This window comes from [Clostridium] innocuum (assembly GCA_012317185.1).
Taxonomy (GTDB): domain Bacteria; phylum Bacillota_I; class Bacilli_A; order Erysipelotrichales; family Erysipelotrichaceae; genus Clostridium_AQ; species Clostridium_AQ innocuum.
On record CP048838.1, the window covers coordinates 3,989,287 to 4,015,343 of the forward strand.

Annotated in this window: 36 protein-coding genes and 1 pseudogene; all 37 read right to left on the bottom strand. The window is 42.3% G+C overall.

Annotated features, from left to right (window positions below; genetic code table 11):
- Positions 1 to 267: 267 nt before the first annotated feature.
- Positions 268 to 906 carry an N-acetyltransferase gene (locus G4D54_19525; GenBank protein QJA04461.1) on the bottom strand — a complete coding sequence of 213 codons (639 nt, stop codon included), beginning with the start codon at positions 904 to 906 and terminating at the stop codon, positions 268 to 270.
- A gap of 5 nt (positions 907 to 911) precedes the next feature.
- Entirely contained in the window at positions 912 to 1,070 is a 159-nt protein-coding gene (locus G4D54_19530) for a hypothetical protein (protein QJA04462.1), read from the bottom strand.
- A gap of 183 nt (positions 1,071 to 1,253) precedes the next feature.
- Entirely contained in the window at positions 1,254 to 2,174 is a 921-nt protein-coding gene (locus tag G4D54_19535; GenBank protein QJA04463.1) for an N-acetylmuramoyl-L-alanine amidase, read from the bottom strand.
- A complete protein-coding gene (locus G4D54_19540) occupies positions 2,171 to 2,629 on the bottom strand; it encodes a phage holin family protein (protein ID QJA05243.1) in 459 nt (152 codons plus the stop codon). The genes G4D54_19535 and G4D54_19540 overlap by 4 nt, the downstream gene beginning before the upstream one ends.
- 190 nt (positions 2,630 to 2,819) lie before the next feature.
- On the bottom strand, positions 2,820 to 3,251 hold the full coding sequence (locus G4D54_19545) for a hypothetical protein (protein QJA04464.1): 432 nt from the start codon (positions 3,249 to 3,251) through the stop codon (positions 2,820 to 2,822).
- A gap of 18 nt (positions 3,252 to 3,269) precedes the next feature.
- Positions 3,270 to 3,896: a hypothetical protein gene (locus tag G4D54_19550; GenBank protein QJA04465.1), complete on the bottom strand. Its 627-nt coding sequence runs from the start codon at positions 3,894 to 3,896 to the stop codon at positions 3,270 to 3,272.
- A 17-nt stretch (positions 3,897 to 3,913) separates the two neighbouring features.
- Positions 3,914 to 4,555, bottom strand: a complete 642-nt coding sequence (locus G4D54_19555; protein QJA04466.1) for a hypothetical protein — start codon at positions 4,553 to 4,555, stop codon at positions 3,914 to 3,916.
- Positions 4,556 to 4,572: 17 nt separating this feature from the next.
- The gene (locus G4D54_19560) at positions 4,573 to 6,282 is read right to left on the bottom strand and encodes a hypothetical protein (protein ID QJA04467.1); all 1,710 of its coding nucleotides are present in this window, start codon (positions 6,280 to 6,282) and stop codon (positions 4,573 to 4,575) included.
- A gap of 10 nt (positions 6,283 to 6,292) precedes the next feature.
- Positions 6,293 to 6,970 carry a hypothetical protein gene (locus G4D54_19565; protein QJA04468.1) on the bottom strand — a complete coding sequence of 226 codons (678 nt, stop codon included), beginning with the start codon at positions 6,968 to 6,970 and terminating at the stop codon, positions 6,293 to 6,295.
- Positions 6,971 to 6,981: 11 nt separating this feature from the next.
- Entirely contained in the window at positions 6,982 to 9,348 is a 2,367-nt protein-coding gene (locus G4D54_19570) for a tape measure protein (protein QJA04469.1), read from the bottom strand.
- Complete coding sequence (locus G4D54_19575) at positions 9,342 to 9,923, bottom strand: hypothetical protein (GenBank protein ID QJA04470.1); 582 nt, start codon at positions 9,921 to 9,923, stop codon at positions 9,342 to 9,344. Before G4D54_19575 ends, G4D54_19570 begins: the two co-directional genes overlap by 7 nt.
- Positions 9,877 to 10,341, bottom strand: coding sequence for a hypothetical protein (locus tag G4D54_19580; protein ID QJA04471.1), 465 nt, complete (start codon positions 10,339 to 10,341; stop codon positions 9,877 to 9,879). Before G4D54_19580 ends, G4D54_19575 begins: the two co-directional genes overlap by 47 nt.
- A 3-nt stretch (positions 10,342 to 10,344) precedes the next feature.
- On the bottom strand, positions 10,345 to 10,887 hold the full coding sequence (locus tag G4D54_19585; protein QJA04472.1) for a hypothetical protein: 543 nt from the start codon (positions 10,885 to 10,887) through the stop codon (positions 10,345 to 10,347).
- On the bottom strand, positions 10,887 to 11,348 hold the full coding sequence (locus tag G4D54_19590) for an ABC transporter permease (GenBank protein ID QJA04473.1): 462 nt from the start codon (positions 11,346 to 11,348) through the stop codon (positions 10,887 to 10,889). Before G4D54_19590 ends, G4D54_19585 begins: the two co-directional genes overlap by 1 nt.
- Positions 11,341 to 11,757 carry a minor capsid protein gene (locus tag G4D54_19595; GenBank protein ID QJA04474.1) on the bottom strand — a complete coding sequence of 139 codons (417 nt, stop codon included), beginning with the start codon at positions 11,755 to 11,757 and terminating at the stop codon, positions 11,341 to 11,343. Before G4D54_19595 ends, G4D54_19590 begins: the two co-directional genes overlap by 8 nt.
- Complete coding sequence (locus tag G4D54_19600) at positions 11,754 to 12,119, bottom strand: hypothetical protein (protein QJA04475.1); 366 nt, start codon at positions 12,117 to 12,119, stop codon at positions 11,754 to 11,756. Before G4D54_19600 ends, G4D54_19595 begins: the two co-directional genes overlap by 4 nt.
- On the bottom strand, positions 12,116 to 12,505 hold the full coding sequence (locus G4D54_19605) for a hypothetical protein (GenBank protein ID QJA04476.1): 390 nt from the start codon (positions 12,503 to 12,505) through the stop codon (positions 12,116 to 12,118). Before G4D54_19605 ends, G4D54_19600 begins: the two co-directional genes overlap by 4 nt.
- A 39-nt stretch (positions 12,506 to 12,544) precedes the next feature.
- Positions 12,545 to 13,741: a phage major capsid protein gene (locus G4D54_19610; protein ID QJA04477.1), complete on the bottom strand. Its 1,197-nt coding sequence runs from the start codon at positions 13,739 to 13,741 to the stop codon at positions 12,545 to 12,547.
- A gap of 3 nt (positions 13,742 to 13,744) precedes the next feature.
- Positions 13,745 to 14,275 (bottom strand): hypothetical protein, encoded by a 531-nt coding sequence (locus G4D54_19615; GenBank protein QJA04478.1) that lies wholly within the window; start codon positions 14,273 to 14,275, stop codon positions 13,745 to 13,747.
- 16 nt (positions 14,276 to 14,291) lie between these two features.
- A complete protein-coding gene (locus G4D54_19620; protein ID QJA00897.1) occupies positions 14,292 to 14,528 on the bottom strand; it encodes a hypothetical protein in 237 nt (78 codons plus the stop codon).
- Positions 14,529 to 14,564: 36 nt separating this feature from the next.
- Positions 14,565 to 14,756 carry a hypothetical protein gene (locus G4D54_19625; GenBank protein QJA04479.1) on the bottom strand — a complete coding sequence of 64 codons (192 nt, stop codon included), beginning with the start codon at positions 14,754 to 14,756 and terminating at the stop codon, positions 14,565 to 14,567.
- Positions 14,734 to 16,335, bottom strand: coding sequence for a minor capsid protein (locus G4D54_19630; GenBank protein QJA04480.1), 1,602 nt, complete (start codon positions 16,333 to 16,335; stop codon positions 14,734 to 14,736). Before G4D54_19630 ends, G4D54_19625 begins: the two co-directional genes overlap by 23 nt.
- 239 nt (positions 16,336 to 16,574) lie before the next feature.
- Positions 16,575 to 17,939: pseudogene (locus G4D54_19635) on the bottom strand (phage portal protein).
- 11 nt (positions 17,940 to 17,950) lie between these two features.
- Positions 17,951 to 19,318: a PBSX family phage terminase large subunit gene (locus G4D54_19640; protein ID QJA04481.1), complete on the bottom strand. Its 1,368-nt coding sequence runs from the start codon at positions 19,316 to 19,318 to the stop codon at positions 17,951 to 17,953.
- Complete coding sequence (locus G4D54_19645; GenBank protein ID QJA04482.1) at positions 19,281 to 20,138, bottom strand: hypothetical protein; 858 nt, start codon at positions 20,136 to 20,138, stop codon at positions 19,281 to 19,283. Before G4D54_19645 ends, G4D54_19640 begins: the two co-directional genes overlap by 38 nt.
- Before the next feature lie 20 nt (positions 20,139 to 20,158).
- Positions 20,159 to 20,446, bottom strand: coding sequence for a hypothetical protein (locus G4D54_19650; GenBank protein QJA04483.1), 288 nt, complete (start codon positions 20,444 to 20,446; stop codon positions 20,159 to 20,161).
- Between the two features lie 4 nt (positions 20,447 to 20,450).
- Complete coding sequence (locus G4D54_19655) at positions 20,451 to 20,897, bottom strand: hypothetical protein (protein QJA04484.1); 447 nt, start codon at positions 20,895 to 20,897, stop codon at positions 20,451 to 20,453.
- A gap of 43 nt (positions 20,898 to 20,940) precedes the next feature.
- Entirely contained in the window at positions 20,941 to 21,837 is an 897-nt protein-coding gene (locus G4D54_19660; GenBank protein QJA04485.1) for a hypothetical protein, read from the bottom strand.
- Positions 21,838 to 22,368: 531 nt separating this feature from the next.
- Positions 22,369 to 22,797 carry a hypothetical protein gene (locus tag G4D54_19665; GenBank protein QJA04486.1) on the bottom strand — a complete coding sequence of 143 codons (429 nt, stop codon included), beginning with the start codon at positions 22,795 to 22,797 and terminating at the stop codon, positions 22,369 to 22,371.
- Between the two features lie 84 nt (positions 22,798 to 22,881).
- Positions 22,882 to 23,037: a hypothetical protein gene (locus G4D54_19670; GenBank protein ID QJA04487.1), complete on the bottom strand. Its 156-nt coding sequence runs from the start codon at positions 23,035 to 23,037 to the stop codon at positions 22,882 to 22,884.
- 71 nt (positions 23,038 to 23,108) lie between these two features.
- Positions 23,109 to 23,456 carry a hypothetical protein gene (locus tag G4D54_19675; GenBank protein QJA04488.1) on the bottom strand — a complete coding sequence of 116 codons (348 nt, stop codon included), beginning with the start codon at positions 23,454 to 23,456 and terminating at the stop codon, positions 23,109 to 23,111.
- Positions 23,449 to 23,787 carry a hypothetical protein gene (locus G4D54_19680; GenBank protein ID QJA04489.1) on the bottom strand — a complete coding sequence of 113 codons (339 nt, stop codon included), beginning with the start codon at positions 23,785 to 23,787 and terminating at the stop codon, positions 23,449 to 23,451. The genes G4D54_19675 and G4D54_19680 overlap by 8 nt, the downstream gene beginning before the upstream one ends.
- An 11-nt stretch (positions 23,788 to 23,798) precedes the next feature.
- Positions 23,799 to 24,266 (bottom strand): single-stranded DNA-binding protein, encoded by a 468-nt coding sequence (gene ssb / locus G4D54_19685; GenBank protein ID QJA04490.1) that lies wholly within the window; start codon positions 24,264 to 24,266, stop codon positions 23,799 to 23,801.
- Entirely contained in the window at positions 24,263 to 24,667 is a 405-nt protein-coding gene (locus G4D54_19690) for a hypothetical protein (GenBank protein ID QJA04491.1), read from the bottom strand. Before G4D54_19690 ends, ssb begins: the two co-directional genes overlap by 4 nt.
- Positions 24,664 to 25,137 carry a class I SAM-dependent methyltransferase gene (locus tag G4D54_19695; protein QJA05244.1) on the bottom strand — a complete coding sequence of 158 codons (474 nt, stop codon included), beginning with the start codon at positions 25,135 to 25,137 and terminating at the stop codon, positions 24,664 to 24,666. The genes G4D54_19690 and G4D54_19695 overlap by 4 nt, the downstream gene beginning before the upstream one ends.
- Complete coding sequence (locus tag G4D54_19700) at positions 25,137 to 25,301, bottom strand: hypothetical protein (protein QJA04492.1); 165 nt, start codon at positions 25,299 to 25,301, stop codon at positions 25,137 to 25,139. The genes G4D54_19695 and G4D54_19700 overlap by 1 nt, the downstream gene beginning before the upstream one ends.
- Before the next feature lie 2 nt (positions 25,302 to 25,303).
- Positions 25,304 to 26,056 (bottom strand): site-specific DNA-methyltransferase, encoded by a 753-nt coding sequence (locus G4D54_19705; protein QJA04493.1) that lies wholly within the window; start codon positions 26,054 to 26,056, stop codon positions 25,304 to 25,306.
- Between the last annotated feature and the right edge of the window lies 1 nt (position 26,057).

Below are 26,057 nucleotides of genomic sequence, written 5' to 3' on the forward strand. Positions count from 1 at the left end.
TCTGATTACGTCATTTAATTTATTAAATGGCGTTTTTTGTTTTTATATATCGCTATATTCTGCCTTATTATCTTCATATTTTTTAATATAATAGCTCTTTTTTATGCTAAAAAAGCCGACATAAAGCCGGCTTATCGTCCTCATGAACAAATAATGGGGGGAAAAAGGGCGATACAATCATTAAGTGATTGCTTATATACTATACTACTTATATGTTGAATTGTAAACAAAAAAAGCTACTATCTGGTGTGGAGAGTAGCTATAATTTTACGCTGTTACCATTATTTCATGAATCCGTTCTCTCACGTCATATTTATCTAGAGAAATATTTTTTGTCGATATCATATATGTCAATAACCCTGTATCACTGATAATAGGATCGCCATTGTCATCAGTATATAATTCAAACCCTACTTTTTCATAAAACGCTCTCAACTTTGGTCTATTTTCACACTCTAGATATATAATTCTCCCGCCTATAAGTTTATGTACTTGTAAAACTTTATGCATAGTTAAATCAAAAAGATCTTTTCCTGTAATAAGTAAATTATAACAATTCTTATAATTTTTTCCAAATTGTCCAATTAAAATTGCTGACAACTGACTGTTTGCTTCAAACCCTGTCCTAAGGATAGCTTTTTTTCGTTTATTGCTAATACTATTATCAAAAACTATTGGTAATGACGTTAAGCTAAAATAAGCTACAAGAATCATTTTGGCATCATCTATACCAAACACTAAATAAGTTCTACTCTTATCCATATTCTCAAAGAGAATTGCTTTATGCTTTAAAAAAAATTCGACATCTTCATTCAATGGACACAAAAAATCGGCAAGAATATCTCTGACAGATTCCTCGCCGAATTCATTCAACAAGTCACATAATTGTATAATCTGCAATTCCAAAATTATCACTTCCCAAAAATTTTCCGTAATGATTTCACGTCAGCATCTTTAGCTACTGGAATTTTGCTTATCGTCGTTCTTTTTTTACTATTAAGGATTGTATCAAACGACTTCGCAGACTTCTTATTGACTTTTATAGAACCATCGAAACTTTGCGTAGCCATCGAAATCCCTCCTTTACTTTATAAGGGGCCATTTCCCCTCTACATCATTATAGTATAATAATAAAATAGCAATGTCAATCATAATGTCATTTTTTTGTCAAGTATTGAAAAGAATGTAAGTGAAGAAAATAACTTACAAAAAAAGCCACTCACTCCCAAAGGAATGAGTGGTTATTTCATATATTAGACTTCACGCAGCGGTCCGGCATACAACCATATTTTACGACCTCCGACATTTGCCTGCACTGAATTTGTAGGTTTATCCACCGCAAGCACCTTAAATTTCTTGTCACACTTCCAGTAATCGCCTACGCTGAACACTTGTGACTTCGTTTTCTTACCGCTCTTATCGCACTTGGTAAGTGGTCCCGCCTGAATGGAGTTACCGCCGTTCCCGGTCATCTCCTCGCACCAGATGCTATCCATGTTGGCCAATACCTGGTCTACGCTATGTATTCCTGGAATGACGAAGTATTCTCCTTTATGCAAAATCTGATCAGGCTGTCCCGGTTTCGCAGGCTTGGAAGGTTTCTTATGTTCTGCAGGTTTGTTCCCTGGTTTCTGCTCTGTACTGTTTGCTTTCAGCTGGAAGCCTTCTGCAATGCCGTCTACAATGCCCTGTGCCACGGATTCTTTGTGTGCCTGGTATTCGGCCATGTCCGCCTTATTGTCAATGAAGCACGTCTCTAACAAGGCGGAGCTGATGCCTAAACACTTGCATGTATAAATCACCAGCCAGTTTGTCACCTTGACACCGGAACCACCACGCTTCACGAAGTGCTTTCCCAACTTGTTCATGATTGCCTGTTCTACATCGGTATACTGCTCACTGTCTGTTACAAATATTTCTGTTCCGTGTCCGGATCCATTGAATGCGTTAAAATGTACTTCCAGCACATAATCATACTTACTGATTTTGAATGTACCGTTCTGCACGTCGTAGAATGCGCTGCGGTTTTCGTTGTACACATCCACAGTTGCATATTTTCTCAGTTTCGGAGCAATCAGATTGACTAACTCTCTGGTAAGGTTAGCTTCTTTGTATCCGCATCCGGAAGCTCCTGGATCGCCTGCGCCATGTCCTGCAATAAGCAAAATTTTCATTTTTCTTCGTCCTCGCTTTCTTTGTTAATAAGTTTGTCGGCAACAGCTAAGCCGTTGCTCAAAACTTTTGGTACGTTGAATCCCGCTTCAACGAAATTTTCACAGATGGAGCGTGCTTCATTCACAATCAAGCTTGCCAGTACGAACCATCCAAGCAGTGTTGTAATCTGCAAGTCTACACCGATTATCTCACCGATTTCGATCAAGCCCGCTGCAACCATAAATGCAAACGTGATCATGATCCAGTATCCAATCTTTTTAAGTACTCCTTGCCAACCCTTTACTGAATTTTCTTTTTTCATGATTCTTGACTTCATCCAGCCTGTTACCCAGTCTGCAATATTGAGTAATAGAAATAATGCGAATAAATACCAATGCTCTCCAAATACCATACTCAGTACGGCGATTACAGCGCCGACAAAGGCATTGTAGTTGTCTGTTAAAGTCTGTGTCATATGTTTCATAACCTCATCTCTTTCCGCCATTCTTGGCAATATGTAGGGCGTTTTACACTCTTATACTACTTCGTTAATTCTTCGTGACCTATCTCAACCAGAATTTTTTTCACTCCGGCTTCTAGCGCTTTGGGGACATCAGCAAAATCAAGCTTCCCATCTAAGATACGATATACCAGAAAATTTGCCATTATGCTTCACCTCCTGCCGCCATCAGTATCAAATCTTGAACTGCCTGTGCAGTCACCTCTTGCTTAAGTTTCAATTCTTTTAATTGGCTTTCTGCAGTTTCTTTATATAAAGACAAGAAAGCAACTTCTCCATAATCAGCTGCTTTTACAACTTCACCATCACCGCCATATTCAACTGGTGATACCTCATAATGCAAATCTAATGATACGTAGCTGTCTAAAACCACATATCCATCACAGACAGTTAGTGTTTCACCTGTTGCGGTTTCTACACATAATGTCTCAACATTTTCCTTTTTTGAGAATTCAGAATGAATCTTTTTTAGTGATCTATCAGCAATGAAAGCAAGTTTCACATGATTATCTCCGACATTGAATCCGTCTGTGATCAGCTGATATCTACTGCCATTTTTCAGTTTAATAAATTCCATATCTTAATGCTCCTTTCGTTAGATAGTAGATTTTCCTGTTATATATGTAAGGTGTATATTGACGCCAACATCCTTTACTATTTTTTCAAGAGGGGAAAACAAAATAGTTCCATCCTGTTTAATATTTATCTTTGCGATAATTTTTGTACTACCTACGACTTCGTAAAAATTTAGATCTACTGTCGGGCGAAAAGCTTCCGGAATCATCGACGGCGTAGCTATCGTAGTCTCTCCGTTCGCTGCCAATTCCTTTTGCATATAACCAGCACATTTTAAATAAACAACTTGCCCACTTCTATACATATTGGCCATAGGAAGATATACCGAATTAGTTAATTGAACAGTATTTCTGTTTAATTCGGTTTTTATATCATCGAATTTCTTTTTACAATATCCGGCACTAGGTACTTTTGCATTGGATGTTGAATCCGTCGTAACGATATCGCTAGGTGTTAATGCGTCAGGTATTGCATAAGGTAAACTATTCCAAGGTGTTACTCCATCCCCCATTTTCATTTTAACGATTCCCTTTCCAACACCTGCATTCGGTATTTCATAACCGATTTCGCGTTCTTTCAAAACCATATTTGATTGTTCCCATTGTGCCTTTGTTCCAGCACGTGGTCTTATTGTATAAAATGGCATTTCTCATTCTCCTCTCTTTAAATCGGATACCCACCGTTTACATCAATGTCTTCTTCGCTCGCTTGTGTGAACGGGTCACCGCCGTCCATATCGAATGTTTCAAGTTGCAGTGCTGATATAGCATCATAACATTGTGCCACTGCATTTTTTACATCCTTTTGAGATTCGTTAGTTTGGTCTATCAAATCATCTAATTTCTCTTTGCTTTTTTCAAAATAAGGATCAACAGTACTCGTATACCATGATTTCATAGCACTTAATACTTCTCTTTGCCAATATTCTTCCGGTGGAGAAACTGCAGCTTTGATTTTGTTGGATACATCTACTTGTAGAGCTAATCTGTTAGATGTGATAACGATTTTATTTTCGTCAATCGCTGCCAAAGACAAATATACATCGCCTTCGTTTTCAAATACCCCATCAGGCAACAAAATGTATGTCCCATCATCTTTTTCCTGTAGAGGGCATACGATCGGCATATCTGATTTCCAACTAGTACAGTAACCAGATAACACCATTCCCTTAAATGGATTTGTTTCCGATGTGTCTTTAATAAGCTTAATAAAAAGATTGGCTGAGTGCTGATAACCTACAAGACTGTTTCCGTCAAGCATTATCTCTCTACCAATCTGTTTGATTTGTGTTACTACTATATCCATTTAATCGCCTCCTAACGTTAGATATCATAATTCATATCAATAACCTTACCTTTCGTTTTCATCGTCACTCCTAAAATCGAACTTATACGGATATGGTTGTCTTCATTAAGGTTTAAAAATATATCGTCCTTGGTTATCGATATAAACGGTCTTGATAACAAATCCTGATTATTGTTCAAGATCCCTATTCTGATTTGATCGTCACTCATCGTGATTGCTGTATCTCCATTTTCTCCGAGCGTTATTTGACTGAACATCCCTACTTCATGGCTTAAATGTAAATTGTGACCGATATAAGCATCATAATTTGTTGTAAGATTTCCTTTAAATGTTCCCGATTCCACCGTTACGTTGCGCATTGTCGCATCTGCGCACTTCATGGTGCCATCTTCCATAACTGAGAAGTTATCGCCTATCATGATCCGGATACCTCTTAATGTTCCGGCTGTTATGAAATCAGCATTGAACTTCCCATCGATCGTCCAAGCTGAATTATACGGTCCCTGCCATCCATTCTGACTGAATGCTATACCTCCAAGATTCATCCTAATGCAATACTTCGCATTCTCTTTCGGTAATGCATCCAAAATATAGATCTCATTCTGTGTCTGGTAGATGTATCCTTTCTCTGCCCATGCATTTATCAGCTTCGTTGCCATCTCCTGCGCCTGCTGCAACACTGATCCTTTCAGTTTTTCACCATCGTTGCCAAGAATGGATATTGCATCATTCACCTTTCCTGTTATGGTTTGCGGTTCTGAGGATAACGTGATCTTGTTCTTCTCCGGAGAATCGTGATGCCTCTGCAGCTTGATCACCTTTTCAATTATCTCAGTATGCTCGTCAATAATTACGTGTGCAATGTCATACAGCCCCATCTTCAGGAAGCTGTACCTATCATCTGTTTCCGCAAGGTCATTGACCGTGACCTCAAAGGATAATACCGGATATGCCTGTTCCTTCAACTTCTTTTTCGCATCAGCAAGTAGGTTCTCCGGAATCGTATATCGTTCATCCTTCCATACAATCCAGATCGGATGCACCTTGCCTGCATATTTATTATCCTCAACGTATGTCTTACCTCCATTTATGGATGCAAAATTGACATAGCTGCCATCCTCATTCTGCTTTCCATATGCTGTGATCCTGGTGGCGAAATCTTTTGAATTGCCTTTCATCTTAACACTTTCCAGATTCAACTGTGGGGTGATATAGATTCCTTTATCTATGACCTGTTCAGGATCCTTTACAACGATCTGTTTATCAAGTGTTCGGACCTCATATGTAACACTGAATATCTCCTGACATTTGAATAACACTTCATAATCAGACGCATCTTCCATCTCTAGGGTCCTTCGATAATCCCGTATACCTGCGTTTAAGATAGACCAGCCAGACGGTTTGATCGCTTCCAGAATCTCTGATAGGCTCTTTGTCTGAAACTTTGCTATATCCTTCGTGTTGAGATAAGGCTCGTTTTGATGCCAGTCATCCATATCCAGGCTGCAGGTTATCGTGCATGCTGTCTTTCTCTTGTTGATATCTTTAATCAGATAGCGGTTCTCTTCATTTCTGACAGATGTTTCATTGGCGATATACCGGTACATTTCATCACTGGGCGAAATGTCAAAGCATAAAGTCTGGGTACCGTCATATTCATATGATGTATAGTAATTCTGCCGATTGGTAATCGGTAACCAACCTTCCTTTGTGTAAATTTCAAGCATCTTGTTCCTCCTATACGAAAATTGGTGTATATTTCAATACGACTTTTACAGACGTACTGCTCATACTGATTTTTTGACTTCCCGGATCCAATGTAGGAAAGCTGTTCTGTTTCAGCGTACAATCCGGATATTTATTCGGCTCTGTATCTGTATAAACTTTTTTCAATTCACCATCGAAATAGACCGTTCTGTTTGCATACAGCTTCCGGATGGTATGCCCGTCAATAGTGAAGGAATCCATAGCTGCCATTGGCGTTATTTCATACACACATTCTGTTTGCCAATTACCTGCGACAACGATATGGTTTTCCGCCTTACTAAGTAACAACTGGCGTCTGCTTCCTTCCTGTATGACGGACAACGGGATCGTCACCCTGTACCAGCCCTGCCAGTATTCGTCTACGGGTTGGCTCAGTTTGGATAGATAGCACCGATATTTGAATCCATCTTCGATGTCGATCATGTTCTCTTCATGGTTCAATAGCTCTGCCAGAAAATCAGATATATCCTTCTTGCTGCGAAACTCAGCTATCAGTTGCATACTCTTCGGCGTCAGCACTCTTTTGCCAAGAACAGGACGCAGGGAGCGTTCAGGCTGAAAGACCTCACGCTCTACTGCATAGGGCTGATATGTGAAGGAATTTACTCTCATATGGAATCGTTCCATCCGCTTGTTGTTTATTCGCATGTCACATCCTCCTATCTAAGTTCTGCAAGCTCAACACCCATTTCAGGTGCAAGCCAATGCGCGATTTCTGCGCCGTTATCCAATACGAATCTAAACTCATTAACACCATTACGTACTAGCTGCATAGTCTTTGGGAACGCGTTCACGACACTCTGCTGCTGCGTGATCCTGGCATTCGTTTCCAAAGGTACACCGATGTCATTCACGCTGGCATTCACTTGTTTCTGCAATTCCGCATTCATACCGTCAACCTCATTAAGGATATCCTTCGTTGACTTCGGCATGGCCATTTCAAATCCCACGGCAATACCTGGAGGCAGCATCTTACCTACAAGATCACGCAGCAGTCTGGAAGGGGAATGGATGCCGAAGAAATCCAACATACCATCGACGATTCCATCGCAAAACCCACTGATCTTATCCAGGATCCAATCCTTTACACTTCCGATACCTTCCCACAGCCCCTTGATAAGGTTTATACCGATATCTACCATCTTGCCAGGCAATTCCTTTGCTTTCTGGACAACAGAATCCACGAGCTGCTTTGCGGCGTTGATACCAGTGTTCCATAAATTAGAACCCCAGTCCCTTACTTTAGACACTGCATTTGTGAGCCATGTCCAAATCTTTCCTGGCAGAGACCTAAACCAATCGACAACGCTATCAATTGTTTTTGATACCCAATCTCTTGCACTGGTATATATATTGCTTCCCCAGGTCTTGACTTTCTCCCATGCGCTCTTCAACCATTCCCATATCTTTCCTGGTAATGACTTGAACCATTCTACTACCGAGTTTATGAATGCCGGAATATCTTCTGTAACGAAGTTCTTCAGATCGATGCCCCACTGGATGAAATGACCAATGATCTGTCCGACCATATAACCAATGTTATACGGTAATTGATTGAACCAGTCGATCACACTCTGGATCCACGCCGGAATCGTTTCTGTGAAGAAAGCTATGACGCTGTTCCATGCATCTTGAAACCATTGAACGATGCTGTCACACAGCTCCTGCAGGCTTGTCTTGAAATCTTCCCATCCCTGTGGTATCGTCACGGTAAAAAACTCGACAATACTGTCCACTGCACCTGAACACCATTCAACGATGCCGTTCCACAGGTCTATCCAGAACTGCCGGAATTCCTCAGAGGTATTCCAGAAATATACGAAGGCAGCCACTACTGCAGCTATAGCTGCAACGATCAATGTGACAGGCCCACCGGCAGCAGCCACCAAAGCGCTGCCCAGCCCCTTGATACCGCCTTTTGCGCCTATAGCACCTGCAGCAAGTTTAGAGAACGATCCACCACCTGCATCTAATTTCAACAGTAATGCGTTCACGATACCAGTACCACCACTCGCCAGTGACAAAAAATCCGATATAGACTTACTCGCTTTGCTCACTGTATTTGTGATCTTCCAAGCAGCGAACGCACTCCCCACGCTGATTACGACCGGTAGCAGCTTCTTGATCAATGAGATCAACTCTGGAAGATGCTCTGCAGCATAATTCAATCCCTTTTCCATGACCTTCCCAACATCGGAGATCATTTCCTTCAAGGTTGGCAGACCATTACTCTGCAGCACTTCGTCGATCGACTCTATGATAGCTACCATCCCTCGTGTGATAGCAGCCTTCATATTATCGAAAGTCCCCTTCCAGGAAGCGCCTGCCTCTTTGGCAGCACCATCAATGGCCGCAAACTTGTTAGTTCCTTTTTCCATCGCATCCTGCAGGACATTCAAAAACTCTTCTGATGAGATGCTGCCATCTGATAGTGCTTCACGAACATCAGAGAAACTCTGGCCAGTCGCATCCGCAAACAGCTGCACTGCAGGGATACCGGCATCCGTCAACCGGTCCAACTGATCTCCCTGGACCTTCCCCTGTGCGACCATCTTTGCGATCGCATCTGTTACATTGGCGTATGTCTCATTCGTACCATCCCCATAGAATGCAACCGCATCTGCCCAGGTCTTCACCTGTCCTGTTGCCTTGTCCATTGACATACCGGACGTCACGAACTTCTGACAGCTCTGCGCTGCTACATCAAGTCCATATGCAGTCCCTGTCACGGTATCCTTGATTTTGACCAGTGCCTGTTCTGCAATCTTGGAAGAGCCTGTCATCGTCGTCATGGTACGTGTGAACTGATCCATCGTATCGATGCGGTCCATCGCACTTCCTATGGATGATTTCATGGCGTTGAAGCCTGCAGAGACAGCCTTGGTGATTCCGACTGCACTCAGAAGGCTTTTCAGCTGCGTACCGAAAGATTTCGTTTTCCCCTCCATCGACTTCAGGCGTGATTCATAGTCTTTATCATTAAGATCTACCTCAATGATGATGGAGCCATCACTGTTCCCTAACAATCCGCATCACCGCCCTTCAGTCCTGACAAGATCTCTGCCTCTAGTTCCTCCTGCGACCTATCCTGCGCTTTTTCCTTAGGGAGCGCATAAAACTTTTTCAATTCCGTATAACGCTGTTTCTGTTCCTTATCCAGTTTTGAGATATCCGCAGTACGATAACCTACCACCTGGATGAACTTCGTCTGATCTGTAAGTCCCTCAAATAGACTTTTGAATTCCCACCAGTGCAGCTCTGCGGCAAGCAGATCGATGCCATACTGCTGGCGGAATGCAGCTACGATGAGGCCCATATCATAGTCAAAACGATATCCGATTTCACCTTGCTTGCCAGAGGTTTTCCGTATCGGTTTATCGAGCCTGTAGAAAGAAAAAAGAGCCTGGATCAACTCTTCTGAAATATCATCAGGCATGTTCATGACTCCCCGTATCATGAAATACAATTTGTAATCCATTTCGATCCCTGCATCGACCATGATAATCTCAAATTTCATCCAAGTACGGAAATCTGTATCTATCGTATAGTCTCTGTTATCTGCTCTTACGGTTCTTGGCAGGTCGTCTCTTGTTAGCCACATTCTTCATACCGTACTTTCCATCCGCATATTCCATCTGCTTTGTGAACCGCTCCATACTATTGACGATCCCCTGTACTGCCTGAAGCTCCTTTTCTGCGGACTGCTGACGCTTTTTCATCTGCTCTGTCGTAGCAGCTTCCTCCAGACGTTCTTTTAGTGCTTCTGCAAGCTGCAGGATAACATAATAAGGCTTTAAATCATCCTTATGGAAGATCTTACGATATACACCAGCGCCCAACAGTCCGTCAATAGTATTCCGGCAGTCATCGATAAAGGTTTCCGTTACAAGTCGATTCCCGCGATACTTTTCCATGAAATCGCTGATCGTCTGATGCAATGTGATATCATCCGCATCCATTTCGAAGTGTAGTCCTGCAATATCTAGTGGGATGATGTTTTCCTGTAATGTGATTTTCATCTGCTATGCCCCCACTCCATCTGCTTTGAAGGTACCGGTCTTGTAATCATACACGCCCTCTGTGAATGTTCCATCTGCGACATTGTATTTACCATGCAAGCTGTCACCCTTTTGTGCGAAGGTTCCTTCCAGTGCGATTTTACCGCCACCCTCACCGGATCCTGGATTGGATGGTTGGATCTCATACTCAGACTTATGTGCTGCAAATTCCCCTGCAGACCCTTCGATCGGCGCCCATGTTTCTACTTCATAGGCCGTAAACATCTCTCCGATCAGCTTTTTCTTACCTACCTCATACACATGCATGACAAAGGCGTTATCCGGAATCAATTCTCCCGAATACGATACTGACGGTGCATATCCTGTCATATTGGAATGCTGGTTCTTTTCATTGATATACTGTCCGTCATCTGTATTCGGTGATGCGTCCTCTGTCCAGTCCGTGATACCAGTACCGGCAAGGACCGGCTTCTCGATACCATCCCATATAGCATAGTTCAGATTCTCATGTCGATTGACGACAGTACTTTTTGGTGTAAATGCCATTACTCAAACGCTCCTTTCTTTTCATATACTAATTTGTAGGCTGCCACGAAGGTAGCCGTCTTTTCTTTTTCTCCAGTATCATCTACCGGTGTTGATGTCATTTCCAAACTAATCGGCTTCGCATCCGTAAGAGTAAGATTCGGAAACCCTTCTCTTGTCTCTCGTGCAAATGTCGCAGCCAGGTCATTCAACGGCTTCGTGATGTCAAGATTATGTCTGGTATCCTTAACAGATGCCTGCATGCTTACCGTGAATGAAAACTCAGCCTTATATCCACCAGTGATATACTGCTGAAGGATCGGAACATCATTCATTCGTTTGAAACAGATCGCCGTTTCTTTGGAGTTTGGAAAATACTCCAGATACCATCCCTTTGTGTTTGGAATCTGGATCTTACTGATGTATCCCATGAACAGCTCTTCGACGATCTGCCTGACATCCTCCAGTGCTACATTAGCCATGCTTGAACCATCCTTTCGTCAATTTCACCCATTTCCCTTTGTTTTTGCTTTTGGAACGGATATACCATTCAGGGCCGGCAAGCGGATGCGTCTTACCATACTTCAATGCCTTGCTCGTAGTCTCTTTGACTTCTCCAAGTCTTGCCCATGCTCTACGTGAACGTATACCGACCATCACTTTCCCGTGATACAAGAAGCGTGCATACGGTCCTGTCCAGACAATTTTATCCTTATAGCGATTTTGATTAACTAACGCAGACATATACAAAATACCATCCTGCATTGGCACATACGGTGTCGTGTCCTTGATAACCTGGCTTATGAGCTTCTTTTTACATTTTGTTAGCTTCATCCGGTCTTTTAACATGCGGGCATCCCCGTCAAACTGGACCTTTACCTTAACACTCATTTCCCTGTTATCTCCACTCTGATCGGCTTCGTACCATCGAGAAATATCTCATTTACTCCTGTGATGGTGTATTCATCATCACGGAATTTTAGCGTATCATTGGTACTGATAATAAAATCTGTTCCATACTGCAGTACACGGTCATTTTCATCATAGGCAGTGTAATCACCAAGTTCTATATACACGATGATCTTGTCATCAGTTGTAATCCCGCGCTTTGACTGCTGCATTCCGTAACTTGGGTCTGCTTTCACATGCAGTATCGTGATGACCTGCTCAGCTGTCGCTCCGTTATCATCCTCATGTAGCTGCTTGATCAGCTGTACTGTATGAGGTCGGAATCTTCTTGGCAGCACTCTCACCAGTTCCACCCCAGTTTGAGCAGACCGTTGCGGCGTAGCTCTGTCATTATTACAGACTTAGCGAGTGGCGAAAACGGGATCCCTTTATAGGACTGTCCGCCATTTCCCATCTGAAATGTATAGCCGCTTGACTGTACCTGCTTCAGATCGAGGTCAGATGCACCGTTCACCGCTGCTGTACCGCCATTTTGATCGATATAATCGACTTCAAAGCACAACGCCTTATCGAAGTTCCCATAGCCATCTAATGTGTCCTGCAGTTGATCAGTCCTTACGCGGTCATCTATATACATCTTTAAGACTGCTTCAGCTTTTGGAAGCAATACATTGAACTCCGCTTCCCTAACCGTCCCCTTGTAATCATCTCTATAATACCGATAATCCATTTCAGCACCTCCTTAAAGGTAAGGAGAGGATTCCCTCTCCTACTGGTTCTTGATCAATACGACATCCTTCGTTACTGCAGTCTTTGCTACGACTACAGTATCGTTGACCGTGATGTGGTCTTTCTTCGTGATCTTCACAGGATAAGTCCCTTCACGTAAATTAAATTCCACAGTACCATCAGCACCTGTCATCAGTTTAGCGCCGTTCACATCGACGCGTGCTTTCTCTACCAGATTAGCATCTTCACCGCTGCCATCCTTGACAGTGAAAGTCACCTTTTGTGCCGTATACGGCGTTGCAGGCTCCAGGTAAGCGAATGCGCAGCCGGTACGATTCTCATCAAGACGGGTTGCTGCGTTCGGCAATGCCCAGCCCATACGGAATACGACACGAAGCGCAATCATGTCCTGCTGTGCAAGGTTATATACGATCTCCTTGGTGACCGGATCCTGAATAACGCCCTGGTCGAGGATCTTTACTGTGATATCCTGACGGATCGCATATACCGCCTGCTTGAAGTCACCGGCTACCAGCTGTGCGATGTTTTTGTCATAGCTGCCATTCGTAGGGAAATACATCGGTGCTCCATCAAGTGCATACTGCGTAGAACCCTGCATATCGCTCTTGAAGATCAATGCCCCATCAGTTGCACGAAGTCCACGCAGCTTAGCACGCATGCCTAGCGCAGACAGACAGCCGCTTACCATGTAGCCGTCCTCTTCTACCTTGGAGAATACACCGCCTTCACCCAGCAGCTTGTCATACAGATCCTTGTCACCTGTATCAGCGACATTGTTCCCTGCCTGGCGAGCCAGTGTGATGATATCAGACTGCCATTCAGCCGGACGGTTATATCCGAAGATGGTAGCGGAATCGACACACTGTCCGATTGCCTCATTGACACGTGGTGTGATCTCACCCATGATATCAAATTCTGCATCATCAAGAACTGCTTCCGGAATCGGTACGATAACGGCCAGCTCACCCGCTGTCAGATACACGTTGTCCCAAGCCTGGCGGGTTGTCTGTTTCATACCGGTATCACCATTCACCCAGTATGCGGTCGGTAAAAAGTCCAGAACACGGATGCGTGTCTGTTTGCTCGTCATGTTTGGCAGCTTACGTGCCATCCCCATGAATACGGACTGCTTCGGTGCGTCCTGAAAAATTGTCGATACGACCTGCTCTCTGATAAGAGCTTCCGCATCCTGTCGATTTGTAATATTTACTGGCATAACTTACTCCTTTCCAAACAGCGATCTAAACGCTGCGTTTGCCTGATCTTTCTGATCAGCTGTATTCTGATTTGGCCCCTCTGTCCTCGAAACAACATACGGTGTCTTGGAGTCCTGAAATAGATAGGCGTTGTCTTTTTTGACTGCTTCTAAGGCTGTGGTGATATCTGCCTGACGATTCTTGCTTTTCTTAAGATTAGCTACATCCAGCAAAGCAATAACAGCCTTGTCATTGCGGGCCCCTGCTCCTTTAACAGCATCTTTCAACAGACCGGAAAATTCCAATTCATCAAGTTTTCCCTGCCATTCTGTATCCTTATTCGCAAGTTGAGTGTTCAGCGTGGATATCTTTGTCTGCAGTTCATTGACATCAACACCTTCAAAACCTTTCAAAGCAGTTTGTGCAGTTTCATACTGGTTTTTGAAATTATCACGTTCTGTTGTCAGTTTCGTTACATCTTTTCCATGCTCGTCCATGATCTTATCGATCGTTTCTTTTTCGAGCTTGAGATCTTCTAAAAACTTTCTTTTCATTTTTTTACCTTTCCGTCTACGCTTTATTCACATGGGTTGCATCCACTTGACTGCACGCCTTTTTACGCCTTGCGCCGTGGCTATTGAAATGTGGTCCAAAATAGGGCAACTTTCGTTTCGGTGGATCATTCATATAGCTGAGACGTTCTTCTGTCTTGCGTCCACAAAAAATGCAGGTATCATATTCCCGTATGACCCTGCATCCTTTATCATAATAGATTCGCTGCTTCGTGATATATGCATGTTTACACATTATCTCACCCTCTTCCAGGTATTAAAAAAGCACCCGCTATGAGTGCTTATCTGCTGCTTCTCTGATTTTCTTTTTGTATTCTTCTAATAGTTTTCTTTTCGGTAACACTTTTCTTGTACTAAGCTGCTGACCTTTCAAAGGAGGAAAAGATGCTTCTAACTCCTGGTCTTTCTTGACCCACTCTTCAAAAAGTGCTTTTTGTTTATCATTTAGCTTTTGATTTGACATATTTGATATATCCCTCCTTATCCAGCTGCTTAAAGATCAATTCATGGATATCTCCTTCAATCTCCCCATACATCAATACTGTTCCAATGTCACCATACATATAGCTGTCATAATCAATTGATGAGATATCTTTCAAGACCTTTACTTCATAACGCAGATTTCCATATGTTGCTCTTAATTTATCGATGACAAGACCATAATTTTGTAAGAACCAGAAATCATCATTTTCAAAAGAATTTGTTTCAACATCTTCTAAAATAGGGTGGTTATGTAGGATAATCGCATCTTTCAGATTGGCTTCATCAAATCTGACTGACTTCTTATCTCCTGTATAATGAAACACTTTACCATCAGCCTGTAAAACATAGGAATGCTCAACCGGTAGATCCTTAATTTCATTTTCATATTTATGGATGTAATTGTCAACATGTTTCATGTCGATTTTCTCAATCAGTATCCCTGCAGCATCATTTGCTTTACCGCCAGCACTGCTCCCTAGCATAACTTTTCTATTCGATATGCTTTCCCTAGCGTAATTACGTTTCATATCTGGATACTTTTTCAGGAAGTCTGCCTGGCGTTTCTGCCATTCTCTAACTTTCTTCGCTTCTCTGGTGTTGTCCACGCCACCAGCCTTATTTACAGCCTGCCTGCGCTTCCATTCACGGATCTTCCTCTCGTTATAACGCTGTTCCTGATCTAGCTCGTACTGCTTTGCGTTGGCTTCCTCATCATAGTGTTCGAAGGATAATTCACCATCGAAATTTGGAAAGAAGTTATGCCGACAATTCCACCCGCATAGTCCGGCACCGGTTCCGTATCCGGTAGCTTCATAGAAGTTCTGCAGTCCATTGACCGGTGTTTTCCGCCAGAACAGCATACCCTGCCATTTCGCATGTTCCGGTCTTGCCCCCATATGGGATGTCGTTTCCACCAGATTGCAATCCATCTCATCCAGATTCTGCTCCTGACATCTGGCCGCGGTCTGATTGACACCTGTCCGCAATGCATTGCGTATGGCACTATCAGCTCTTCTATGTGCACCGGTTGGATAATCTATCCATCGGATCCCGTTCTTTCCTAAATCGTTGACTGCTGTTTTCACTGCATCTGCGAAAGAAAACGCTCCGGATGATACAGAAAGATATGCCTGATCCAAAGCGTGCTCAAATGCCATGTTTGCTGCAGATGCCATCGAATTGCAGATGTTACGTATTTCTGTATTCGTAGAGCGGATACCATTCAGAATAGCTTGTGTCAGATCTGGATGCGGAGGTTCTATCCCTGCTGCTTTAGCCATATCATTATCTTTCTGCACAGATCGATAAGAGGAATCGCGTATGATCTCTTTCACTTTCGTATCAGTGATGTTTAGAACTTCCGATATCGCCTGTTCTATCTCCAGCATTGAGACGCCCAGCTCCTCCAGTTTATGCATCTGATATTCAGCTGTACTGGTCATCATGTAATCATTCTGCGATATCCTTCTGGCGATGTCTTTCAGGATACGTGTTTCTAGTTCGTCGAAGTACTCAGCGATTCCCTCCGGTACATCCCTCAGATATTTAGGATCGAGCATTAGCTAGTCCCCTCTAAGATTGCTTTTGCTTTTTCCTTAGATACACCTATCGCTGTGGACAGCACATTTACTGCTTGACCTATTGTCAAAGTACCTGCAGCATATTGTTGAATAATAGCAATCAAGGATTGTGTTTGCGCACCGTTTAAAGCCTTGCCAGCTATTTCTTCATCTTCATCCCCTGTGCTATCAAGCCCCAACTGAGGATTTTCTTGCTCATCTCCTGGAAACGAGATGCCAGATCCTACTTCTTGCAATAGTTCAGCTTTCGCCTGCTTTTCCGTCAGCCCCTGCCACTTCACCTTGTATTTCCATTTCGGCATCAGCCCCTCACGTACCTCCTGCATGTCCTGAAGACGTTCCTTTTCAGCATCTACCACGATACTGTCATCCCAGTCGAATGATACATCAAAGTTGCCATAAGGACACAGGTTATAGATACTGCAGTAGAAATCTATCGCATCGATCAGGTCCGTCAAGGCATCCTGTAGCGCCATCTGCGTATCAGATACGAGGGTATAGGACCTCTGCTTACTGCTTTTGATCTCTTCTGCAGTCTTATCCACATTCTGCGGATCACTGATTGTACCATAAGCAAGGCTGCAGTTAAACTCTATGAGCTTCAGCTGCGCATTGAAGCCTTGGAACAGTGGATCAGAGCGTATGTCCGGACTGAAGGTATCCATCAACGGTTTATCTCTTGCCCCGGTATCGAATGTCAATGGGCGATAAAGTCTGTCTTTCCCATGTGGATACAGTTTCTTACTCTTATCGTTCGGGTCATCCTGCAGCATGCTTTCACCGATATGGACAGCGACCTCCTTTGCTTCATACTCCCAGCTGATCTGACTGTAGCGTACATCTGCTTCACGGATCAGGTCGACTGCACGGGAATATACAGAGCATCCAAGCGGACTGTCCGTATCATCAGCGTTGGCCAACGGTACCTTGAAATAACCGAAGGGTACTTTCGCAACACCGGAGAATATCACTTCATATTCCAGCCGCGACCATTCCTGAACACTTTGAACCGGTATCTCCGTCCCAAGCGTTGCATCAGTCGTACTACGGTATGCGTGATTCGTGATACGCAGCTTGTCACCTTTCAATTCATGATCTTCCAGCCTAGTGAAGATCGACTGGCCTTTCCGCATCTGTTCTGCGAACACGCACCTTGTGATATTTCCCGAGTCGTCAAACGATACAGGAAAGAATGCGTCAGCCTGGATGAATTGGATACTGATCCCCTGTTCTGTCACATACGGTTTGAATACCAGTCCGCCCTTTGCACATCCGTATTCAACGTACCTTCGGATGTCCTTCAGCATCTTTGCATAGGGCTTCTGTAGATACTCCGCTCTAGGACTTCCGGATATCTCTGATTTCAATTCCAGAGTGACCAGCCTTGCAATCTCGGAAGCGATGGCTGCGGGCAGGTTGCAGCTCTTCACATTTCTATTCAACCAGAAGGCTTTGTTTTGGAACATCTTAGACCAAAGCTCTATCTGTGTAGCCATCTTCATAGTTAGAGCCATATCTACCTGCGTTTCTGAAGTCTTGTTCAGTTCTTTTGCAATAAGGCTCATCATCCTTGTGAAATTCATTCCATCACCTCCTACTCATACCGGATGAACTTCTTGATATACCGTTCGATCGTATATTCAAATGCATCCAGGGTATCTATATCGCTGGTCCCATCATCCAGCCGCTCATCCACTGTGATCTCCTTAGGATTCCAGATAGCGGTGCATAATGCAGATACCAGTGTGTCACACATCTCTGGCATATAAGAAAAGCGCATCTGCGCCATCATCCTATTGGTGAGGCGGATACGCTCCGTTATTACTTCTTTCAATGCGTCGTCGATACGCAGCCAGCCGAGTCCGTTCTTTCTAGCTGCACTTTTCAGTCCATTGATCAATGTCTGTTCTGCGCTGTCACAATAGACATGTGTGATATTACCATACATGTTCAGTACCTTCAGGCAGAAGTCAATGAATAGCTGCCCCAGCTTGTCCGGATCGATATCTTTCTTGCTGCAATCATGCCATTCCGAAGCCAGAGTAATGATTTCCTGATATCCTCTGGTGATACCGGTCGCAACAAACGCATGACCGGAACCGTTGCCTCCGAAGTCCACGCCGATGATGATCTCCATGAGGTTCTTCGGTTTTTCCTTACGCTTGAACCGATTCTCACCTGTTTCAGCTTCAGATTGTACGGCATCAGCGAATGCACGGTAGATAAGCCCCTCCGCAATCATACGCTTTCCAAGGATATCACGTTGGTACCAGATGCTGTTCTTATCATACTGTGCCATGATCTCCTGAAAACGTTCTTCTGTTACAGTTACGTTGTCGAATATCGTGAAGTGCTGATAGTTGTAGCCACCGATCAGTGCCCCTTCTTCATCCTGTTTCGCATATTTGTCGATGTAGTCTCTGTAGATCTTAGCCTTTGGGTTGTCTGGATTGAGGTCCCAGAAAATCTTACGCTTATCAGCTGCCAGCTGCCGGTTGAATGCCTCACGGATCGTATTCTCATGATGCAGGTTGATTTCAGTTGCGATCCACATGCCATATGAGTTTCCACGTATCTTCTTGAAGCTGTCTGCCTTGGCCGCACCTGCAAAGATGACGATACGCTGTTTATATCCTGTTGCGGGTCCTTTGATATACAGACAGTCATTGTCCTTGTATTTCCCCCAGTGCGATTGTCCACGGAAGATGTATTCCAAGCCGAAACCATTGGCGTCACCGATATTAAGCTTCGCATTCGCCACTGTAGAACCGGTGGCCAGATGGATGCGGTCTTTCGTGAAGCGAAGCTCATGAGCGAACGCATACACGTTATCGACGGTCTTACCGGCACGTACAGCGCCTTCGGCTACATTGATTGTACACTGAACACACTTCCGGATGTAGTCGATATGTTTCTGTCCGAATCTATACTGTATCGTTTTCTTCTTTGTTATCTTCGCCATAGATCATATCGTCCGTTTCTTCCAGGTCTTCAACCTCAGCATTATTACCCGTAAGCTTATCCGTCTGCGCCCTTAACTGCTCCAGCTGCGCTTTCTGTAAGTCTGTAGCTTCGCTATAATGCTTATCCAGCCATTTTAGCGCAAACTCTTTGCTGACAAGTTTTATAGAGCAGCCGTCTTTGCCCTGTTTTACTTCCTGAATAAGTGTGCCATCAACATCACATGATTCTTTCAGGTTTATGACGTTCATCATGAATGTGTTTCCGTTTTTATCATGCACCTCTTCCTGCCCGAATGACAGATAATCGGTTACATCCGAATAGGCAATGTCAATCATCTTCTGGAAGTAATCTTCTGTAGAATACATGGTCTGTTTGATCTTTGCATCTTTGATTCTTTGTATCTCTTCTTTTATTCTAGCATTCCCTAGCAATCGTGGACCGTTAGCAGCTGCCGTGAAGTAGTCACAGCTATATGCTTTTTGATATGCCTTAGTCGCATTGAACCATCTTACATAATACAAACAAAAAAGGCGCTGTTTCTCGGTCAGCTCCTCATTGTTCAGTGTTTCTATTTCTTCTGGCAGTAGCTCTGTTTTAGGAGGCTTCTCTATACCATTGTTCTGTTTAGTAACGTTATCTTTCGGAATAGTAACGTTACCTTTCAATTCCTCGTCCCAGTGATCTAATGATTTCCACCTGCGAATCTGTGTATCTTGCTTACCTACAGCTTTAGCAATATCCTTTAGCAGCATCTTACCTTTGCTATCAAGATACATCCGCTTAGCTTCGTCTCTGCTGGGACTTCTTTGTCTTGGCATAGATTAACCTCCTTTCTTTCTTACGTTGCTGGCATAAGTACAGCTCCTGTCCAGTCAATTACTGTATCAGCATCTGCGTACTTTAACCTCTGCCGTGGTGCAGCACGTACATACAGCTTATTAAATGTCTCTTTACGTACGACAAAAACCTTAGAGCCGCATTGTACAATCCAATCTCCTGCCTCCATGTTAATGATAGCGCCCTCTTTGCTCTCTAATTTGACACTGGCGTATCTGGCAATGATGTTTTGCTGTGAAAATTGTTCTGCTCTGACTTTCTCTCCGGTTTTTTTATTTATGTATATCACGTTATCATCCCTTTCTCAGCTCCTTGCACCATCGCTGTTTATTGCACGTAGGTGCTTGTGTGTTTCTCGGCCGGCTTTTACATGACCAACTGTGACCCTTTACATCAGCCTCCTTGTGCCATCCCGATGCTTTAAGGCTTGATCCTGATTCACTTTCCAGAATATAAGTGATTATCCGCTCGTATCCCATTTCCTTTGCGATTCTGGCCAATCGAGTATATAAAAAGCTGCAGACGTTATATGTCCCGTCAGTGCAGCATCTTACCACCTCTATTGTCTTACCGTCGTCTAGGTGTCTGGATACAGGTCTTGCAGCCTGCGCCACACCACATATGCGGCCATCTAAAACACATGCAACTCTAAATATATCTCCCCGTACTGGAGGGTGATGCCTGTGCAGCTGCGCTACATACTCGTTTGCTTTTTTTTGCGTGATAGGTATAGCCTGCATGTTATCATCCTTTCTGGGTAAAAGAAAAGCACCTCATTGGGTGCTAATCATTCTGTATTTCAAATACCTTGATAATATTTCTACTGATTATCTCAGAAGATTCACCACTTTCAAAGCTTCTGATTTTATATCTCACTACCATTTTCACATATAATTTTGTATTACTCAAAAAGGGGATTTCGTCATCATGTACCTTATCAAGGAACTCCTGATCACTAATGATACAAGATATCCTCTTGCCATTTAGAGTCAGCCCCCATTGCGACTTACCGTTTAAATCTGGTTTATTCACTTTAACCCATGTTATAACTTCATTTTCCTCTATCCCTTTATTAAATTTATCAACATCTTGAGGTATTGATAAATAAGATAGATTTTCTCTATTTAAATCCAAACAATCTTTCTTTCCTTTTTCATCAACAAATTCATAAGAAAGGCCCGTTCTATCATTATCGTTTAAAACTGTTTTTGCTGTAGTAGCCATTCCTTTTTCAATATCGTTATTGTAAATATTTACGGTCATTGTATTAGCATAATAAATATCGCCGTATTTATTTTCTATTTTAGTTACATCATCACTCTTGACGATTTCTTTAGGAGGATTGCCTTTTAGAAACTTTCTTATCTCTAACACTTCTTTAAACGCTTTTATGACAGTCGGCACCATAGGCATAATTGTTGGAGCAATTTCCATTATTTGTTCAATGTCTATTACAAAGCTCCCTTTTTGTATATTCAAAACTTTAAACTTGCAAAAATCATTCTCGCTTATGAGATTGTTAGATAAATTCTTCAATGTATCAACTGTGGCGTTTAACGATACAGACAATGTTTCTAAATCAATATCATTCTCCCCACCAAACCGCATAACAAGTTTTTCAGATATCATGATAAAATCCCCTTTAAATTTGCTTTTTCTTAAGTACATTTTATCACACATCCTTTCACTTTTGAATTATAAACTATATTATTACATTATCTATGTAACAAAACTAAATTAAAAGCGCCCTTTTCAGACGCTTTACGCTGGCAAGTCCGCTTAGGATTCCTTACCGCTTTTTCTTTTGGTTATTCTGCCGCCAGGGCAACCAATATATCTAACAGGTTTTCTCATTAGTATGAGGTCCTTCCCTGCTTTGATATCAATTACAGCGCCTTTTTTATGTCTACCTCCATGAGTGCGCTATCTCATCATTGACCAACTCGTTTCCTGCTGGTTTGCCAAGCTCATTTCGTCAGCCCAGGCCCTTAAAACGCTTGCTTCGTAATTTCGCGTTTAGGGTGTTTTTGAAGCAAGGAAGCATTTTACCCTAATCTACAGACGATACATGGATGGGGGGAATCGTCTGTAGATTACGGCAGGCATCCGAAGATGCCGCGTAAGTAAACCGTAAGGGAGAAATTGAGTTGCAGTGTATACCTGTTCCTCGATTACGATTATACACCTAAAACAGCGGGTATAAGTACCCAATCAATCTATTTTCAGCATTTTTTCTAACGCTTTTTCTATTGTTCTTATTACTGTGTTCTTTCCGCATGGTATAACACTTGCAATCCATTCATATGTGGCTTTTGTAGACATCATATATCTGTACTTGATAATCTTATATTCTGTTGGAGTAAGACAGCTCAATCGCTCTTCAATCCATCTTCTTCTCGGGTTCCATACAGATAACCCATGAAGTGCTTTTTTTACTTCTGCATCTAAATCTGCATAATTGCATTTGTATGGATCACCTGCATTTTCGTATATCACCTCTTTAAAGTGTGGTGATGATACGCCGTATCTTGCTATTTCTGCATCCGTTAGCGCTTGTATGTATTTATCACACATGTCTACTATCTTTCGGTAACTCCTGAGTTCGCCCTCCAGGTATTCTTTCTCATCTTTATAAAGCATTGCATCACCCCTTGCCTTCGTGCTCGTTGATTATACATATCATCATAAAGGTAAAATACAGCATTACTGCCAGTGCTATATCAATCATGAGTAAACCTCTTCCAGATACTGCTGCAGCTCTCCGATTGTATAAAACAATAATTGTAGATTTTCTTCATGCAGCACATATGCGCTTTTTCCTGCAATTCTGATTTCATCAATTTTAACATTATATACTTTTTCTAAGGTCGTTCTCCGCATTTTTCAACCTCCTCACTGCCATCCGGAAAGCAAACCACAACCTGCTGTTTGTATGTATACGGCCGTCTATGCTATTGTATTTTTTCATCGGTTACCTCCCCGCGATAGAAACGGTTTTCTTTAAATTCTATAAAATCTAAACTTGTTTCACATGAATCTGCATATGACTTAAAACTACCTTTAGGGTGTTCTTGGCTGGGTTCAAAAAGAATAACTATTTTCCTATACCATTTTTCCTTATCATCCCACACCCACATACCTTCATGCAAATTTTCAAATTTTAGAGGCGGATTGTTTGTGCGGCTCTTATACTTTGTATACACGCCGTTTTTAAAGCATTGTTGTACTCCTATATAGCACATTTTATCTTGCTGTATGCCAATGGCACATAAATCACATACGCATCTTACTTCACTCATCACCATTACCCCATAGCTCTTTCATTTTATTAAATTTTGCAGGAACGCTTTTCATACATTCCACGAAGTCGTCAGACGGTATCTGGTCTATGCACCCCATAAGAGAAGCCTGTACAAAGAGAATTTCTTTCTCTGTCAGGAAGCATGCAGCCATTTTAGCAAATGTGAGAATAACTTCTTCAAGTGTTGCGAATGGTTCAAACACAACAGCTTGACCATTTTTCTTATATAGCTTAATTTCAATATCACCTATTATTGAAGCTTCTTTCAAATCTTTTACACTTCTTAATGATTCGCTGCCTTTGTATGCTAATTCTGTAAGTTTATTCATATTCATACTCCTTAAAATGGTAGATCATCACTGGCGATATCCAGTGTACTGCTTGTAAAGTCATTAGAGTAGGACTGGCTGTTGTCACTCTGGTAGCCATGATTGCTTCCCTGGTCATAATCAGGTACATAGGCATTGCTGTTCGCATTGCTTGCAGCTGCGCTTTTGCTTTCCAGAAATTGTACACTGTCTGCGACAACTTCAGTTACATAAACGCGTTTACCGTCCTTATCATCATAGCTGCGTGTCTGGATTCTTCCTTCCACACCGACCAGTGATCCTTTATGTGTATACTGTGATACGCTGTCCGCAGTCTTGTTCCAGACGACAGTGTTGATGAAATCAGCATCCGGCTGTCCCTCCTGCTTGTATCGGCGGGTACAGGCCAATGTAAAGCTTGTGACGCTGGCTCCGTTTGCAGTCTTACGCAGCACCGGGTCTTTTGTAAGCCTGCCGACTAATACCACTCTGTTGATCATAAGCTCACAACCTCCAGCAATTCGTCATTTTCATAAATATTTCCAACGACTTCAACGCTTTTCTCGTATTTTCCAATGTTCACTTCTAATAATTCTTTGATATCATATTCGTATTCTCTCAACATTTCACTGTCAATTAAATATCGAGCACTAATGCCAACGTCACCCCAAGTAATTACAAACAGATTACATCCGTTAACGGTTTGATGTATGTCTATGATATCTCCATCATAGATTTCTTTACCATTCTTATCTTTTAATCCTGTACATTGCATGACGTAAAATGCGCGTTGCTCTGGTGTGCCCGGAAAAATCTCCCATGCAGGAAGATTCATGATGTCGCCCCATTGCAGCATTCTTTTTTCTATTAAATCCCATACTCTAAATTTTAATACTTTCATTCTTTTTCACTCTCCTTCATGAATACAAACCAATAAGTCTTATTCCCTCTACCTTTATCTCCAAATATCGGTATAGTATCTAATACTTCAAACAATTCTTTTTGCTTTATATCTGTTTCATTCCATTTGAATACCAATGTTCCATATGGTTTAAGCACCCTCATACATTCATCAAATCCCTGTTTCAAGTATGGTTTCCATTCTGGCGGTAATTTTCCATATTTCTTTGCCAACCATGAATTATCTCCAACCTTTACTAAATGCGGCGGATCAAACACAACCATGTCATAGGTGTTGTCCGGTACAGGTAGGTGTCTGAAATCCCACTGAGTATCCGGATCTATCTTAAGCATTCTTCCATCGCAAAGAGGTTCCTCTAACTTTCTGATGTCATTGAAATGCACAAGAGGATTATTTTTATTAAAATAAAACATTTTACTTCCGCAACAAACATCTAAAATCCGTTTCATCATTTTTCTTCTCCTTCATATAACTCTCTTATCGCTTTCTTTACTTCATCTAGTGCCACATAATCTTTATCATTAACAGTGACAAGGACATTTTCCAAACCACACTTTTTGAGTATATCCTCAATTTTTACTATAGCGTGACCTGCTATTACTGACTGTTTCATCGCTAAATCTCCAGCGCTAGATTAACATCTGAGAGCATCAACTTTTTTGACTTATTGTAAAACTCTTTTTTTATCTCAAACCCATAACAACTGCGGTTTAATTCTGCGCACGCTCTTAACGTTGACCCGCTGCCTGCTACCGGATCAATCACCACATCACCGATATCAGTGTAAATCTGGATGAGTTGTTTTAATAAAGTGACAGGTTTTTGTGTTGGATGTATTTTAGGATAATTACCTCCTCTATCCCACTCAAACCAATCCAGTATCATCCTTCCATTGTTGTTAAACTTTGGCAGCTTATCACGGTAGAGCACAATCGCTGTCTCTGTCGCTCCGCACACACGCATGTTGGCCTTTAGCACCTGAGATGATGTTTTTTTTATGAAAAATAACGGTTGTGCGTGTTTAAATCCAAATCCCTTCGCGTACTCCCTTATCTCATTAAGCTGCTGCCAAGAACAGAAAATAATCATGCAAGGTGCCTTCCCGGTTTCTTTAGGTTCTTTTTTCAATAATCGTACACAGAACTGGAAGAAATTATAAATCTTGAAATCATCATCCGTATCAAAGAAAGTCTTTCCGGCCTTGTTGCTCTCTCCGTTTTTGTTATCTCCATCAATGTACCAGTCTGAACGCGATCCGTATGCGTTTGTCCCAATGTTATATGGGATATCGGCTATAATAAGCTGCGCTCTTGGAATCTGGTATCGTTTGGCATTTTCAAAATGGTCGTTATATAATTCAATTTTCAAT